Annotated in this window: 10 protein-coding genes and 1 pseudogene; 10 read left to right on the top strand and 1 reads right to left on the bottom strand. The window is 58.0% G+C overall.

Annotated elements, in window-relative coordinates:
• Window positions 1–908 precede the first annotated feature (908 nt).
• The 9 genes from P9236_RS30390 (at window position 909) to P9236_RS30350 (ending at window position 10,490) form a co-directional block, all read left to right on the top strand.
• Window positions 909–1,499, top strand: a complete 591-nt coding sequence (locus P9236_RS30390; RefSeq protein WP_063169401.1) for a NodA family N-acyltransferase — start codon at window positions 909–911, stop codon at window positions 1,497–1,499.
• Window positions 1,496–2,155: a chitooligosaccharide deacetylase NodB gene (gene nodB / locus P9236_RS30385; RefSeq protein WP_063169400.1), complete on the top strand. Its 660-nt coding sequence runs from the start codon at window positions 1,496–1,498 to the stop codon at window positions 2,153–2,155. Before P9236_RS30390 ends, nodB begins: the two co-directional genes overlap by 4 nt.
• A 15-nt stretch (window positions 2,156–2,170) precedes the next feature.
• On the top strand, window positions 2,171–3,496 hold the full coding sequence (gene nodC / locus P9236_RS30380) for a chitooligosaccharide synthase NodC (RefSeq protein ID WP_063169399.1): 1,326 nt from the start codon (window positions 2,171–2,173) through the stop codon (window positions 3,494–3,496).
• 261 nt (window positions 3,497–3,757) lie between these two features.
• On the top strand, window positions 3,758–4,672 hold the full coding sequence (nodI, locus tag P9236_RS30375; RefSeq protein WP_024505873.1) for a nodulation factor ABC transporter ATP-binding protein NodI: 915 nt from the start codon (window positions 3,758–3,760) through the stop codon (window positions 4,670–4,672).
• Window positions 4,673–4,675: 3 nt separating this feature from the next.
• Window positions 4,676–5,464 (top strand): ABC transporter permease, encoded by a 789-nt coding sequence (locus tag P9236_RS30370; RefSeq protein ID WP_063169398.1) that lies wholly within the window; start codon window positions 4,676–4,678, stop codon window positions 5,462–5,464.
• A gap of 283 nt (window positions 5,465–5,747) precedes the next feature.
• Entirely contained in the window at window positions 5,748–6,509 is a 762-nt protein-coding gene (locus tag P9236_RS30365; protein ID WP_063169397.1) for a sulfotransferase domain-containing protein, read from the top strand.
• 392 nt (window positions 6,510–6,901) lie between these two features.
• Window positions 6,902–8,185: a dicarboxylate/amino acid:cation symporter gene (locus P9236_RS30360; protein WP_210326678.1), complete on the top strand. Its 1,284-nt coding sequence runs from the start codon at window positions 6,902–6,904 to the stop codon at window positions 8,183–8,185.
• A 275-nt stretch (window positions 8,186–8,460) separates the two neighbouring features.
• Window positions 8,461–9,522 (top strand): LacI family DNA-binding transcriptional regulator, encoded by a 1,062-nt coding sequence (locus P9236_RS30355; RefSeq protein ID WP_051695606.1) that lies wholly within the window; start codon window positions 8,461–8,463, stop codon window positions 9,520–9,522.
• A 164-nt stretch (window positions 9,523–9,686) separates the two neighbouring features.
• Window positions 9,687–10,490 (top strand): TIM barrel protein, encoded by an 804-nt coding sequence (locus P9236_RS30350; protein WP_063169395.1) that lies wholly within the window; start codon window positions 9,687–9,689, stop codon window positions 10,488–10,490.
• A 48-nt stretch (window positions 10,491–10,538) separates the two neighbouring features.
• Here the strand turns inward: P9236_RS30350 and P9236_RS30345 are convergent, their stop codons facing one another.
• Window positions 10,539–11,456 (bottom strand): LysR family transcriptional regulator, encoded by a 918-nt coding sequence (locus P9236_RS30345; protein ID WP_063170390.1) that lies wholly within the window; start codon window positions 11,454–11,456, stop codon window positions 10,539–10,541.
• A gap of 701 nt (window positions 11,457–12,157) precedes the next feature.
• On the opposite strand from P9236_RS30345, the pseudogene P9236_RS30340 reads away from it, so the two are divergent.
• Window positions 12,158–13,381, top strand: a pseudogene (locus P9236_RS30340) (IS110 family transposase).
• The last annotated feature ends 735 nt before the right edge of the window (window positions 13,382–14,116 follow it).

Here is a 14,116-nt window from a genome sequence, read left to right as displayed (position 1 = left end):
CAACGCCTTCGCCATGGGCGGTACGAACGCAGTTCTGGCATTCAGGCAGGTGTAGAAGCCATGCAAGACGCCTCATTTGAGGTCACCTGTCGTATCTAGCTGCTTGCCGGACCACTATGTAAAGCGAGCGCTATTGGCTGCCTCTGCGATGCGGGAATTGGCAGCGGACGTCTCTCGATCAAACAGGCATCTTGCTTGTAGAATTCTTTTAATCGTGAAGCGGCGCGAGTGCGCTATCCGTTGAGGTGAGCAAGGCCGGCGCCCTGGGTGAGCGCTGGTGTCGGGTGGTGGAAAGTACAGGGGGAGCTGTGTGGCCCCTCTTTCTCGGCCTCGACGATGTGCGAAGGAGCCTGCGCGGCGAACGGGCCAACGCCCCAGGCTCAGAACCTGGGCGAACCTAACTCCCGCCAAAGGACAGCCCAGAGCTGGATACACGAAAGAGATACTGAACCCGCGAATCAGATTCTGATCAATCGTCGTGTCTGAGCTCCACTCGGCTCTTACGGAGATAATCGCGCGGCCCGGCAACGGCCGCGCGTGCCGCGGGCGTGAGCTTTGCGCTTCGTCAGAAGTGCCTCGAGCGTGACGACGATAATTGACCAGCCATATGGAACGCATTCGCCCAGTTATCCAAAGCGTGGATACCTTTCATCTAAACAAAGGATTTTACCGTTTTTGCTGCAGGTCCCATAGAAGCGCTTCAAGTTGGAAAGATAGGTAGTTCCGATGGTTGCGTTGGATCTGAGGAGCATCATCTGGTGTGCGGGGCGTACAAAGTCAGTCGCATCTGCATTGCGGCTTGGTCTTTCGGCGGTCCCCACAAGTTACGCCCCGTTGGCGCGACGCCAATTATTTAATCAATGCTTGGACATTTATCTCAACCAGACAGCTACAAGGTGAGGTCTTCCATGCGTCCGAATGTCGAGTGGAAGTTGTGCTGGGAAAATGAGCTGCAACTGGCCGACCATGTCGAACTCTCCGACTTTTTTCGAAAGACCTATGGACGGACTGGCGCCTTCAACGCGGAGCCATTCGAAGGCGGCCGCAGTTGGGCCGGCGCGAGGCCGGAATTCCGCGCAATCGGCTACGACGCGCATGGGGTAGCGGCTCACATCGGCATGCTGCGGCGCTTCATCAAAGTTGGCGAGGTCGACTTGATCGTCGCTGAATTGGGCCTGTACGCGGTTCGTCCGGATCTTGAAGGGCTCGGAATCGGTTTTTCGATGCGCGTGGCGTACCCAGTGCTCCATCAGTTGGGTGTTCCATTCGCTTTCGGCACGGTTCGGCACGCGCTGCGAAACCATGTCGAAAGATTCTGCAGAGCCGGCCTCGCGAACATTGTGTCGGGCGTTCGCGTACGGTCGACCCGTCCAGATGTGCATCCCGACCTGCCGCCCACGCGCCTGGAAGACGTACTCGTGTTGGTTTCGCCGATCGGACGCTCGATGGACGAGTGGCCGTCTGGTACCCTGATCGACCGGAACGGTCCGGAACTATGAAGCCTCTGGACTACATATGCGAAGGGCAGAGTGACAATGCCGATCGCATTGCAGAGCGCAGCGTCTATCTGACGTTTGACGACGGTCCCAATTCATTTTTCACACCGCAGATACTCAATGTGCTGGCGCAACATCAGGTGCCGGCGACCTTCTTCGTTGTTGGGGCCTACGCGGCCGACGAGCCGGAACTCGTTCGCCGAATTATTACAGACGGCCACGGTATAGCCAACCACACGATGACTCATCCGGACCTAGCTAAATGCGGGTCCGTCGAAGTCGACTGCCAGATAGTTGAGGCAAACAGAGTCATAGGGATGGCTTGCCCGCAGGCCATGGTTCGGTACTTTCGTGCACCCTATGGCATCTGGACCGAAGAAGTAATCGCTGCATTAGCGGGTGAGGCATTGGCGCCCGTCCATTGGTCCATTGATCCACGCGACTGGTCTCGCCCCGGCGTTGACGCCATCGTCGACAGAGTGCTCGCCGATATCCGGCCGGGCGCAATCGTGCTGTTGCACGACGGGTGCGCTCCCGACGAATTGCAACCAGGCAATCAAGCCAGTCTGCGCGACCAGACGGTGACAGCGTTGTCACGCCTAATTCCAGAATTGCACGGCCGCGGATTTGTAATCCGATCACTTCCTCAACATCCCTGAACAAACAGAGATCCTATGGACCTTCTCACCACAGCCAGTACTGTTGCCGTTTCGTCTTATGCGGTGCTCTCGACTGTTTACAGAGGCATGCAAGCGGTCTACTCCCAACCGGAAAATGTTACGCCGCCGTCGGAAAGCTTGTTCGGATCCGACCGTTGGCCGAGCGTGGATGTCATTATCCCCTGCTACAATGAGGACCCGCGCACACTCGCGGCGTGTTTAGCTTCCATTGCAAATCAAGATTACTCCGGAACATTTCAGGTCTATCTGGTTGACGACGGTTCTGGAAATCGTAATGCCGTCATCCCGGTACATCACGCCTACGAGGGCGACCCGAGATTCAATTTCATTCTGCTCCGCGAAAATGTTGGCAAACGCAAGGCGCAGATCGCCGCCATCCGCCGCTCATCTGGAGATTTCGTGCTCAGCGTCGACTCTGACACGACACTTGCGTCCGACGTCATCACGAAGCTTGCAGTAAAAATGCGGGATTCCATGGTCGGAGCGGCCATGGGCCAGCTGACGGCATACAACCGCAGCGACACTTGGTTGACCCGATTGATCGATATGGAATACTGGCTGGCTTGCAATGAGGAGCGCGCGGCGCAAGGTCGCTTTGGTGCGGTCATGTGCTGCTGCGGCCCATGTGCAATGTACCGCCGGTCTTGTCTCCTTTCTCTGCTGGATCAATACGAGACGCAGCTGTTCAGGGGGAAACCAAGCGACTTCGGTGAAGACCGTCATCTTACGATCCTCATGCTGAAAGCAGGCTTTCGAACCGAGTACGTTCCAGGTGCCGTCGCGGCGACAGTCGTTCCGGACAAGATGGGACCTTATTTGCGCCAACAACTCCGCTGGGCACGAAGCACTTTCCGGGACACGATGCTTGCGCGAGGTCTACTGCGTGGCCTGGATCGCTATCTAACTTTGGATGTGATGGGAGAGAATCTCGGCCCATTGTTGCTCGGCATCGCGGTAGTAACGGCGCTCGGTGAGTTACTATTTTCACATACAGTAAATTGGTGGACGGTGCTGGCTATTGTCACGATGACCATAATCAGATCTACGGTGTTATCTTTCCGCACTCGGCAGCTTCGATTCATCGGCTATTCAATGCACGCGTTAATCAGGATATTCCTGTTGATCCCCTTGAAGGCTTACGCCCTGTGTACATTGAGCAATAGCGATTGGCTGTCGCGTAAAAGTGTTCCCCTGCCCAACAGCAGCACAAAGGAAATCACAAGCGCGATGCCGCTTGGCGGAGCAAATGCTGCGGGCAATTCTGGAATTGCGGAGTCACTTCATACTGCAGATCTTTCGCTCACAGCTAGTGAAGTCTGACGGCCTTGCAGCGCCGAGTGACCGAGTAAGTTGTGTCAGTCGACACGGGGTGAAGCTTGTCGAGTTACCTATGGTCAGAACGGGGACTATGTGGAAGCGACACGTGGCATCTTGACGTTATTCTTTGGCGGAAGCGATACACACGTCGCTCCGGCCGCGACTTTCCAAAGGTGTCATCTCAAGGCGGTGGCCTGCTCTGAACCAGAATTCGCAAGTAAGCTGCCGGTGGCCAATCGGACTCATTCCGCTTGAGATAGACGCATGTCCAATGTAGCAATCGACCTTACCGGCGTAACCAAATTATTCGGAAACAAGCTCGTTGTGGACGGGCTGTCCTTCACCGTTGCATCGGGAGAGTGCTTCGGTCTGCTGGGGCCTAACGGCGCAGGCAAGAGCACGATTGCGCGTATGCTCCTCGGTATGACCCGGCCTGACGCGGGTGATATAACAGTCCTCGGTCTACCAGTGCCGGCACGCAGCCGCTTGGCCCGCAAGGGCATAGGCGTGGTCCCGCAGTTCGACAATCTCGACCTGGAATTTACGGTACGTGAGAACCTGTTGGTGTTCGGGCGCTACTTCGGCATGAGTACAAGAGAGATCAACGCCGTCATCCCACGGCTGCTCGAGTTCGCTCGCCTTGAGAGCAAGGCGGATTCACGTGTCGGCCTGCTATCCGGCGGGATGAAGCGGCGCCTGACGCTGGCACGTGCTCTGATCAACGACCCCCAGTTGCTTGTGATGGATGAGCCCACGACCGGCCTCGACCCGCATGCCCGCCATCTGATCTGGGAGCGACTTCGTTTCCTGCTGGCGAGCGGAAAAACGATCATTTTGACCACCCATTTCATGGAAGAGGCTGAGCGGCTTTGTGATCGGCTGTGTGTTCTCGAGCGGGGACGCAAGATCGCCGAGGGCAGTCCTCATGCGCTGATCGACGAGTACATTGGGTGCAACGTGATCGAGATCTTCGGCGGTAATCCACAGGAGCTGATTTCGCTGATCAGACCGTACGTTCAGCGTGTCGAGGTAAGCGGCGAGACGCTCTTTTGCTATGCGCCTGAGCCGGAGGATGTGCGCATCCAGCTTCGCGGTCGAGCGGGTCTGCGTATTCTAGAGCGTCCACCCAGTCTGGAGGACGTTTTCTTGCGGTTAACCGGACGTGAGATGGAGAAGTGAGCAATGGGTGAACGTTTTGCGGCCGCTCTACCCGCCAACGCCTGGAACTGGATGGCGGTGTGGCGCCGCAATCATCTGGCATGGAAGAAGGTGGCATTTGCTTCAATGCTCGGCACCCTTGCTGATCCGATGATTTACCTTTTCGGGCTCGGCACTGGCCTTGGACTGTTGGTAGGCCGCATCGAAGGTGCATCCTACATCGCCTTTCTGGCAGCCGGCATGGTTGCGACGAGCGCGATGACAGCATCAACCTTCGAAACAATTTACGCGGTTTTCGGTCGAATGCGCGATCAGGGCACTTGGGAAGCAATCCTGCACACACAACTTACCCTCGGCGACATCGTTCTCGGTGAATTGACCTGGGCAGCCACAAAGGCTTTTCTGGCCGGTACGACAATTGCGATTGTTGCGGCCGCGCTAGGTTATGCCGCGTGGACGTCGGTTCTCTACGTGCTACCGGTCGTCGCTCTCACCGGATTCGCCTTTGCGAGCCTGGCCATGCTCGTCATCGCGCTCGCGCCCAGTTATCACTATTTTATTTTCTATCAGACGCTTGTCATCACACCCATGCTGTTCCTTTCGGGCGCGGTTTTTCCAGTCGGCCAATTGCCAGGAGTGTTTCAGCAGATTGCGGCCTTCTCGCCCCTGGCGAATTCTATCGAGCTAATCCGTCCGGTGATGCTCGGCCGCCTGGGCGACAATGTAGGGCTGCATATAGGCGCACTTTGCATGTTCGCTGTATTGCCTTTTTTTCTGTCGGCTGGACTGTTTCATCGACGACTAATGCGTTGACGCTTGCTTACACCCATTAACCAGAAGGAGGTCCGCAATGCCGGATGCAAACTGCCCACAGCGGCCCGGAGGCATGCGTATGCTAGGAATCGCGAGTGGTACAACGCCGAAGCCGGGCGCCACCCAGCCGCTGCAGGCACCCGCCCAGCTTCGCGACCACACCTCGAAGAACAGGCTGGATGGTGAGGCGCGGACCCACCCGGAGCGTTCAATCGATAGCAGCCAAGCTTCTTGTGCGCGTCCACAGACCGTCGCGGCCATTATTTAGTTGGATACACATGCAATGACCCACAACGAAGCAACTCTTGAGCCTTTTGTGATCCTTGCTATGCCAAGGACCGGAACACACTATTTAGAAGAATTGCTAAACGAGCATCCGACCGTTTTGAGTAACGGTGAGTTGCTAAACGAATATGATCCCAATTGGCCCAGCACTGATCGCCTGCTAGGCACGGATCGCGAGCTTCTTGAGCTTGCCTATGTGCGCTGCCCTATGCGCGACTACAAGAATGTGACGCATCTTGGATGCAAGATCAATGAACCTCAGTTTCGCGAGCGTCCCGCATTCTTTGCGGAACTGGCTCGTTGGCCAGCACTCAAGGTCATCCTTGTTGTTCGCCGAAACGTATTGGAATCGCTCCGATCCTTTGTGCAGGCCAGGGAAAGCGGTCACTGGCTGAAGTTCAGCTGGGACAACGATACCGCTCGGCCACCGAGCGTCAGGTTGTCAATCGCCGACTGTGAGGCTTATTTCAAAGCCGCCGACGATTTTCACGCTCGCGTTATGGACTCCTTCACGTCGACCAACCTGCTTGTAATGGAATACGAGAGCCTACTTCACGAACCTGCCCAATGCCTGGGAGCGGTTTGGGATTTCCTGGGCGTTCCAGCGCTTGAGCCATCAGATAACGCCATCCTGCAGCGCCAGGAAACGCGACCGCTGGATCAAACGGTGGAGAACTTTGACGAGTTGCGGATTCACTTCGCACGGGGACCTTATTCAAGATTTTTTGACCTCGGAGATTCAATGCGCTCCTACGCTTAATCGCTTGTACCGCGTGCTCTGATGGGCGTGTAGGATATCCTGCAGTTTGCGCGCATTCCGTCGCAAAACTGACAAACCAAAGTCACCAAGACGACAGAGATATCGGCCGGCAGTCGATCTGCGGCAGACATCAAAGACACGGCCGCAAGGCGACCTGGTCAATTCCCTCTCTGGCGAAGCACTTCTTCAGACGCGATCTTTGGCGAGCCTTGAGTGCAAATTCCGGCAAAGGTGGAGGGTTCCAGTGCGCAACCCGCACCAATCTCGCTGGACGGGACAGGCCTCCAGTTGGCACGGCGCTTGCTCCGAGATGACAGCAGCGCTCGACCGGAGCGCAGCATGGGAGAAGGAGGAGCCCCCACCCCGATCCGGTCAGGGAGAGAGAAACGGTGTTGGTTCCAAGAGTCCCCCGCGCGATCGCAGCGCCCCGCAAGCCCCATTTTGCCCGGACCTACGTGCAGGTGCTTGCCGCCATAGTCCTGGGAGCCGCAATTGGCTACCTCTATCCGGAAACCGGCCAGAGCCTGAAGCCGCTCGGCGATGCCTTCATCAAAGTCGTCAAGATGATTATCGCACCTGTCATCTTCCTGACAATTGCGACCGGCATTGCCGGCATGAGCGATCTGCAGAAGGTCGGCCGAGTTGCCGCCAAGGCGATGGTTTATTTCCTCACCTTCTCGACACTTGCACTCGTTGTCGGACTGATTGTCGCGAATATCGTTCAACCTGGCGCCGGCCTCAACATCGATCCGGCCTCGCTCGATGTCCAAGCCGTTAAGGGCTATGTGGCCACGGCTCACGAGCAGTCCGTGACCAGCTTCCTGATGAACATCATCCCGTCAACGATTGCCAGTGCCTTCGCGGAAGGCGACATCCTGCAAGTCCTGTTCTTCTCGGTCCTGTTCGGCATTGCTTTGGCGATGACCGGAGAGACGAGCAGGCCGGTCGTTACCTTTCTCCAGGCGCTTACCGCCCCCATTTTTAAGCTCGTCGGCATTCTGATGAAGGCTGCACCCATCGGCGCCTTCGGCGCAATGGCCTTTACGATCGGCAAATACGGAATCGGTTCGGTGGCCAACCTCGCGATACTGGTCGCGACGTTCTATCTTACCGCCTTCCTCTTCGTGTTCGGGGTTCTCGGCGCGGTCTGCCGCTACAACGGCTTCTCGATCTTTTCTCTCGTCCGCTACATCAAGGACGAGCTGCTGCTTGTCCTGGCAACGTCCTCCTCGGAGGCCGCGCTGCCCTCGCTAATGGAGAAGATGGAGAAGGCCGGCGCCGCCCGTTCGGTCGTAAGTCTCGTCATCCCTACTGGATACTCATTCAATCTGGACGGTACCAATATCTACATGACGATCGCCGCCCTCTTCATCGCCCAGGCGACGAACACAGATTTGTCAATTGCCGATCAGATCCTCCTGCTGCTAATTGCGATGCTTTCCTCGAAGGGTGCGGCAGGCGTCACCGGCGCCGGCTTCATCACATTGGCCGCTACTCTCTCTGTCGTGCCGAGTGTTCCCGTTGCCGGAATGGCTCTAATTCTTGGCGTGGACCGCTTCATGTCGGAATGCCGCGCGCTGACGAATTTAGTCGGTAATGCGGTGGCATCGCTCGTTGTCGCTCGCTGGGAAGGCGAATTGGACCAGTCACGGATGGAAACCGCTTTCCGCGGTTAGGGTTACATCAAACTGGCTCCCCGCAAGCAAGATCGCAACAGCGCGACGTGTAAGTAGCGGCCTTGACACAACAGTCGAATTGCCAGCCTCCAAAGAGCGCTGGAAATAGAGTACTAACGCAGTGAGTAATACAACACCATGAAGCCCCTAAGCAAACGAACGGTTCACGGAGACTCATCTGGGTGCGCATGGAGCGCTGTTCGTCGAATGCGCTATCCGCGGGGTGGGGGAACTATTTCAGCTTGCCGCCCCAAGCCGTCGCGGGAGCGCACCGGATGATGGAGGACCGGCCGATCAGAATCGCTAGGGGAAAGCGCGTCACAATAGCCGATCTCGCCCGCGAAGCCGGAGTCAGCGTAGCAACAGTCGATCGGGTTCTGAACGTCCGCCTTCCGGTGCGAGAGGAGACCGCCCAGCGGGTCCATGCGGCCGCGCACGCGATCGGCTATCATGCTGCCGGTCTCATCAAACAGCGCTTGCAGCAGCACCTGCCGCACTACAAGCTGGGCTTCATCTTGAGAAAACCTACCCACGATTTCTACCAAGATTTCGCTCGCAAGATCGAAGAGTCGGTCAGTATGGCTAAATCCTTCCACGGCCTTCCGATCATCGAGTTCGCGCAGTCACATTTGCCGCGTGACCTGCTCCCGCTTCTTAAGGACCTTGGGAGCCGCTGCCAGGCGATCGCCATGGTGGCGGCCGATCACCCGAAAATCACAGCATCAGTCGAGGAGCTCAAGGCGAAAGGTATCCCGGTATTTTCGCTGCTATCCGACTTCGCCGATGGCGTGCGCGAGGGCTACATCGGCCTCAACAACAGCAAGGTCGGACGGACTGCCGCTTGGGTGTTTTCCAAGGCCGCAAAACGGCCCGGCAAGGTGGCGGTGTTTGTCGGAAGCCATCGCTTCCAGGCGCATGCGACGCGGGAAACGGCCTTTCGTGCGTATTTTCGTGAGAACGCGCCAAAATTCGAGGTGCTTGATGCGCTCGTGAACCTTGATGAACGGCAGCTCACTTACGAAAAATTGCTGGATCTTATGCAGCGGGAACCAGAGCTCGTCGGCTTCTATATGGCCGGCGGGGGGATAGAGGGGGCAATTTCCGCGCTCCGAGAAGAGGGGAGCGGTCAGGATCTCGTCGCGATCGTGAGTGAAATGACGCCGCAGTCACGTGGGGCGCTTGCGGATGACATCTTGACGATGGCGGTCGGCACGCCAATGCGCCGACTTTGCCAGGAGCTGATAATGGCAATGGAGCGGGCCATCAAAGCCGGCGTCGCGGAGAGCCCGGGGCAGACATTTCTGCCGTTCGACATTTATCTTCCGGAAAATATTTGACCTTGATGGATTTCTATCATGAGCGCCCATTTTCCTTTCACCGATGAAAGGAAAGCTCGATTGACTCGGCCGTCTCTGTCCGATCTGTGAACCGGCGTGGTTCCGTCTTGAAAGAAGCCGGATGCCGAAATGGCAGCCGCGCTTCATGGAAGGAAAGTCAAGCAATGCGCCAGGTATCGCCCCGCTTTGCACTCGATCACATGGCGGCGCCCCGCCTTGACGTCAGTGCGCTTTTCGCGCTTGCCCGTGACCAAGGCCTGACCGACGTCCAAATCCGTTACCCTCATTTCAGCAATCCTGTCGCACGCGGCATTCCGGCTGCGGACGTTCGGTTGGCCGCTACCGAAGCGGGCGTCACGATCATCTCTGTCAACGCCTTGCAGCGGTTCAACGACTGGACTCCAACGCGTCAGGCCGAGGCAAGCAACCTCGCCGATTATGCGACGGCGTGCGGGGCGGAGACGCTCGTGTTGGTGCCGGCCAACCGCAGCTCGTGGCCCACCAATAGCGAGCGCCAGGACAATCTTCGTTTCGCTCTAAACGAGATCAAGCCAATCCTCCAGTCGCGGGGTCTGATCGGTCTCATCGAGCCGCTGGGTTTCCGAACCTGCTCGCTTCGATCAAAGAAGGAAGCGGCCGAGGCCGTTGCCGCGGTTGATGGCCAGTCCGTCTTTCGCCTCGTGCACGACACGTTCCACCACACCCTGGCCGGGGAGACATGCCTGTTCTGCGAGCTTACCGGCCTGGTGCACATTTCAAGCGTAAACGACCCGACCTTCTGGATTTACCCCGATCGCTTTCTTGCAGGTTCCGACAATGGCAGCCAGATTCAGGCGCTGCTGGATGGCGGCTACGCGGGACCTTTCTCATTCGAGCTGGTCGAGGAAGTCCATTCTCTGGACGATCTCGCAGGCGCACTTGCCGCCAGCATCGACTTTATCCGGCGAGGGCTATTGTCGTCAAAGTAGATGGTGACAGGAGTAGTGACTATAGGTGCGCCTGAATTTTCCGTGGGTTCACAGCGGGGCAGCCATCCGAGATGCCTCCTGTATCATTATCTCCCGCATCCAGATGCTTGCCGGATCGCTATTGTGGAGGGCCGGCCATTGGAGGGTCTCGGTGAATGTGGGAAATGGCAGCGGAAGTTCGATAACCCGCAGGGGGAACGTTTTTTCGAAATGCCTGACCAGCCGTAAGGGCATGGTCGCTATACGAGCTGTGCCGGACACCATAGGTGGAATCATGCTGAAGCCCTGCACGGCGACCTCGACACGTCTCTTAAGGCCATGCTCAAGCAAAAACCATTCCTCGATAGACGGCTTCATCGTACGCCCGAACCTGACCGCGACGTGCCTCATCGACATGTATCTCTCGAATGTAAGCTGCTGTGGCAGCTGCTTGTTTGTGGGACAGCCTACGCACACGAGCTTCTCGTCAAACAGCGCAACGCTTGAATGCACACTCGACGTGAACATATCCGGTAGAATTAGAAAATCGACGTCACCGCGCCGGAGAAGCTCATCGGGGCTATCGTCGACAGGCAGCAGTTCGAAGCTGACGGCGGGGGCTTCCCGTGAAATACGCTCCACAAGCTTTTCGAAAAACACGAGCGTGACGAAATCGGAAAGAATGATCCTGAAGAGGCGATCGGCTCGAGCTGGGTCAAACGGATCCGAAGAAATAATCGAGCACTGGATGTGCTGGAGAGCGTCGCGAACTGCGGGGGCAAATGCTGCCGCACGCGGGGTTAGAAATCTTTCGCGACCTCTTATCGTAAACAGTTCATCGCGGAAATAATCGCGCAGTCGGGCGACGGCCGCACTCATGGCGGGCTGACTCAGGTTAATCCTGCGTGCCGCCGCCGAGAGATTACGCTCCGTCAGGAGTGCGTCGAGCACAACGAGGAGATTTAGATCAAGTCCTTTGAAACGCATGTCATCAGCCATCCATGGGATGGATGCCTTTAACCGAAACAAACGACTTTAACAATTTAGCATTCTTGCAATCTTTTGTCGCAAAAAGTTTATGATGGATGACGTTAAGGTCCGACATATGAGCCGCGTGATCTGCCGAAGCGAGCAATCGTTCGTACTGTGCAGGTCAGAGATTGGCAGTTTGAAACGCCGGGCCGATGGCGCCGGTCTATCAACCAGCGTCTTCGGCGGCCCCGACCTAGCTAGGCGTGGAACCTAATAGGGTGCACCTTTCCAGTCCGAGGCGACTGATGGGCGGTTTGATCCTAAGCTGCCGTGAGGCCTGTGCCAATTGTATCGGCGAGCCAATGCAGCAGTCCGGCAGCGTTTTTGAGAGCTGTTGTAGGCTCGGCCTAAGCCCATTGGCGCAAGCCTATCTGAACGAAGCGCTTGGCCTTGCCGCTATCCGGTATGTGATCTGTGGTGCCTTCTCGTCCTGCTGTTCTTGTTTTGGAACGCCCTTATGGTGAGCCCATCCGGGACGTGGGGCACCGGGAGCACAAAGGTGCAGGCAGGCCGTCAATAGACCGTGGGCTGAGAGCCCGAGCTCGTTACATGGCCGCCCCTCGCGACTTTCCCGGATGCGCTGCGAGCGCGGATCAGTAGATGTCGTGTTGCCCGCCAGCTCCCGTCTTTGACCGAGCCAAGAAGGAGGAACGGGCATGCTTATCATCGGACTGGATATTCACCGCGCCTTCGCCGAAGCAGTGGCATGGGAGGAGGGCAGGCTCAGGCGACTCGGCCGCGTCGACATGCGGCGCGATCTGCTGGCGGCGTTCGCCGCGAAGCTGTCGCCGAACGATGTCGGGGTGATCGAGGCCACCGGCAACGCGACGTCCGCTGCAGCTGTGGTTGCGCCGCATGTGAAGAAGGTGGGGATCGCCAAGCCGAAACAGGTGTTTATCGTTGCCTATGCCAAGATCAAAACGACGATCGACGCCGACGTTCTTGCGCAGCTCTATGCCAGCGGCTTCTTGCCAGAAGTCTGGATTGCGGACGAGCCGACGCAGGCTCTGCGTCGACAGGTGACACGGCGCAATCAGATTGTCCGACAGAGATCTCGATTGAAGAGCGTCATCCAGTCGATCCTTCATAGCCACCTGATCCGTCCTGCCCGCATGCTGACCTGTGCGGCGCCAAGGGTCGGACCTGGTTAATCGAGCAGGTCGTACCGCAGGACGAGCGCCTCGCGATCGATGGGCATCTGCGCGAGTTCGACCGATTGGGCGAAGACCTCCAGGTCATCGAACGCGATCTTGTCCGCTCGGCTCTCGAGGATGAAGGCGTGAAGCGGCTGATGACCATTCCCGGCGTCGACATCACCGTCGCGCTGGCGATGAAGGGCGGCGATCGGCGACGTGTCGCGCTTCGACGATCCGCAGAAGCTCGTGACCTATCTCGGGTTGAACCCAAGCGTCCAGCAGTCCGGCCAGGTCCGGCCTACCATGGGCGGATCACCAAGCAGGGCCGTGGTCATGCGCGCGGCATGCTCGTCGAGGCGGCCTGGGCGGCCGCTCGTGCTCCCGGACCGTTGCGAGCCTTCTCCCTGCGGCGTGCGAGCCCGGCGCGGACAGCATGTCGCGGCCGTGGCAACCGCACGCAAACTCTCTGTCGTGATCTGTCATCTGTTGAGAAGGGCGAGAGTTACGCGTGGGCTCGACCCTCCCTGCATGCCAAGAAGCTTGCGCGATGTGGAACTCAAGGCCGGGAGCAAGGCTGTGCGCGGCCAAAAGGGAGCGCACGCCTACAACATAAAGAGCCACCGGGAAGAAGAGCGCCGCTGGGTGGAGCAGGCCGAGGGCGCCTATGCACGCCTCGTCGCCGGTTGGAACCCACGAGGTCCGAAGAGGGTAGGCACGGATGCCGCAAACGAGGCGCGACGATAGAAGCTGCGCGGCAGGGCTCTCATCTCGGACCCTGCTCTTCGCCACGCGGTCGTCCGTGCGCGACAGGAGAATAGCGCAGATTTATCAAAAAGGCTCTTGTCGATCACATCAGTGGTCTTGGGCGCTGTACGGCCGGGTGAAGACTTTGCAGGTGGCCCGGAAAGCGTTTGACCTGCAGCGAAGCAATTGTCGTCATTACGCGCTCGACCCGGGCGCCCAGCTTGGCATAAGGGCTACGTGGCCTCAGGAAGCGTCGTCGCCAATGCAGACCATGGACGAATTCCCAGCCGATGCCGAGATGCCGGTCGACCGTGCCTGTCGCCGTCCGGTGATGCGATGCCCCCGAGCGGATGAGTTCGCCCCGGATGCTCCCGGTCACGACGCACGGGTTCGGGTTCCAAGGCGCTCAGTTTTGTTCGCGCCCAATCGGTGTAGGACGCGGCAGAAATACGAGCGTGACGAAATCGGAAAGAATGATCCTGAAGCGGCGATTCGGTAGAGCCGGGTCAAACTATCCGACGAAATAAACGATCACTGGATGGGCGGGGGAGCGTCGCAAACTGGAGGGCAAGAGCTCCCGGACGCAGCGTTAAGTTTGAATACCTCCGCGGACATGGTCGCGAGCTTATCGCGCAAATAAATCGAGCAGCCGAGCGCCGGCCGCACTCATGACCGGCTGGGCTCGGTTAATCCTGCATGCCGCGCCCATGAGGTTACTTGTCCGGAGTGCGTCGA

Source organism: Mesorhizobium sp. WSM4884 (assembly GCF_029625675.1).
Classification (GTDB): Bacteria; Pseudomonadota; Alphaproteobacteria; order Rhizobiales; family Rhizobiaceae; genus Mesorhizobium.
The sequence above is the reverse complement of the archived record's forward strand: the minus strand, read 5'-3'. Positions and strand labels throughout refer to the sequence as shown.

Coding starts and splice junctions, on each gene's coding strand:
- P9236_RS30370 (WP_063169398.1), top strand. CDS start 4,676: ATGGGTGAACGTTTTGCGGCCGCTCTACCCGCCAACGCCTGGAACTGG.
- P9236_RS30390 (WP_063169401.1), top strand. CDS start 909: ATGCGTCCGAATGTCGAGTGGAAGTTGTGCTGGGAAAATGAGCTGCAA.
- P9236_RS30350 (WP_063169395.1), top strand. CDS start 9,687: ATGCGCCAGGTATCGCCCCGCTTTGCACTCGATCACATGGCGGCGCCC.
- P9236_RS30345 (WP_063170390.1), bottom strand. CDS start 11,456: ATGCGTTTCAAAGGACTTGATCTAAATCTCCTCGTTGTGCTCGACGCA.
- nodC (WP_063169399.1), top strand. CDS start 2,171: ATGGACCTTCTCACCACAGCCAGTACTGTTGCCGTTTCGTCTTATGCG.
- nodB (WP_063169400.1), top strand. CDS start 1,496: ATGAAGCCTCTGGACTACATATGCGAAGGGCAGAGTGACAATGCCGAT.
- P9236_RS30365 (WP_063169397.1), top strand. CDS start 5,748: ATGACCCACAACGAAGCAACTCTTGAGCCTTTTGTGATCCTTGCTATG.
- P9236_RS30355 (WP_051695606.1), top strand. CDS start 8,461: ATGATGGAGGACCGGCCGATCAGAATCGCTAGGGGAAAGCGCGTCACA.
- nodI (WP_024505873.1), top strand. CDS start 3,758: ATGTCCAATGTAGCAATCGACCTTACCGGCGTAACCAAATTATTCGGA.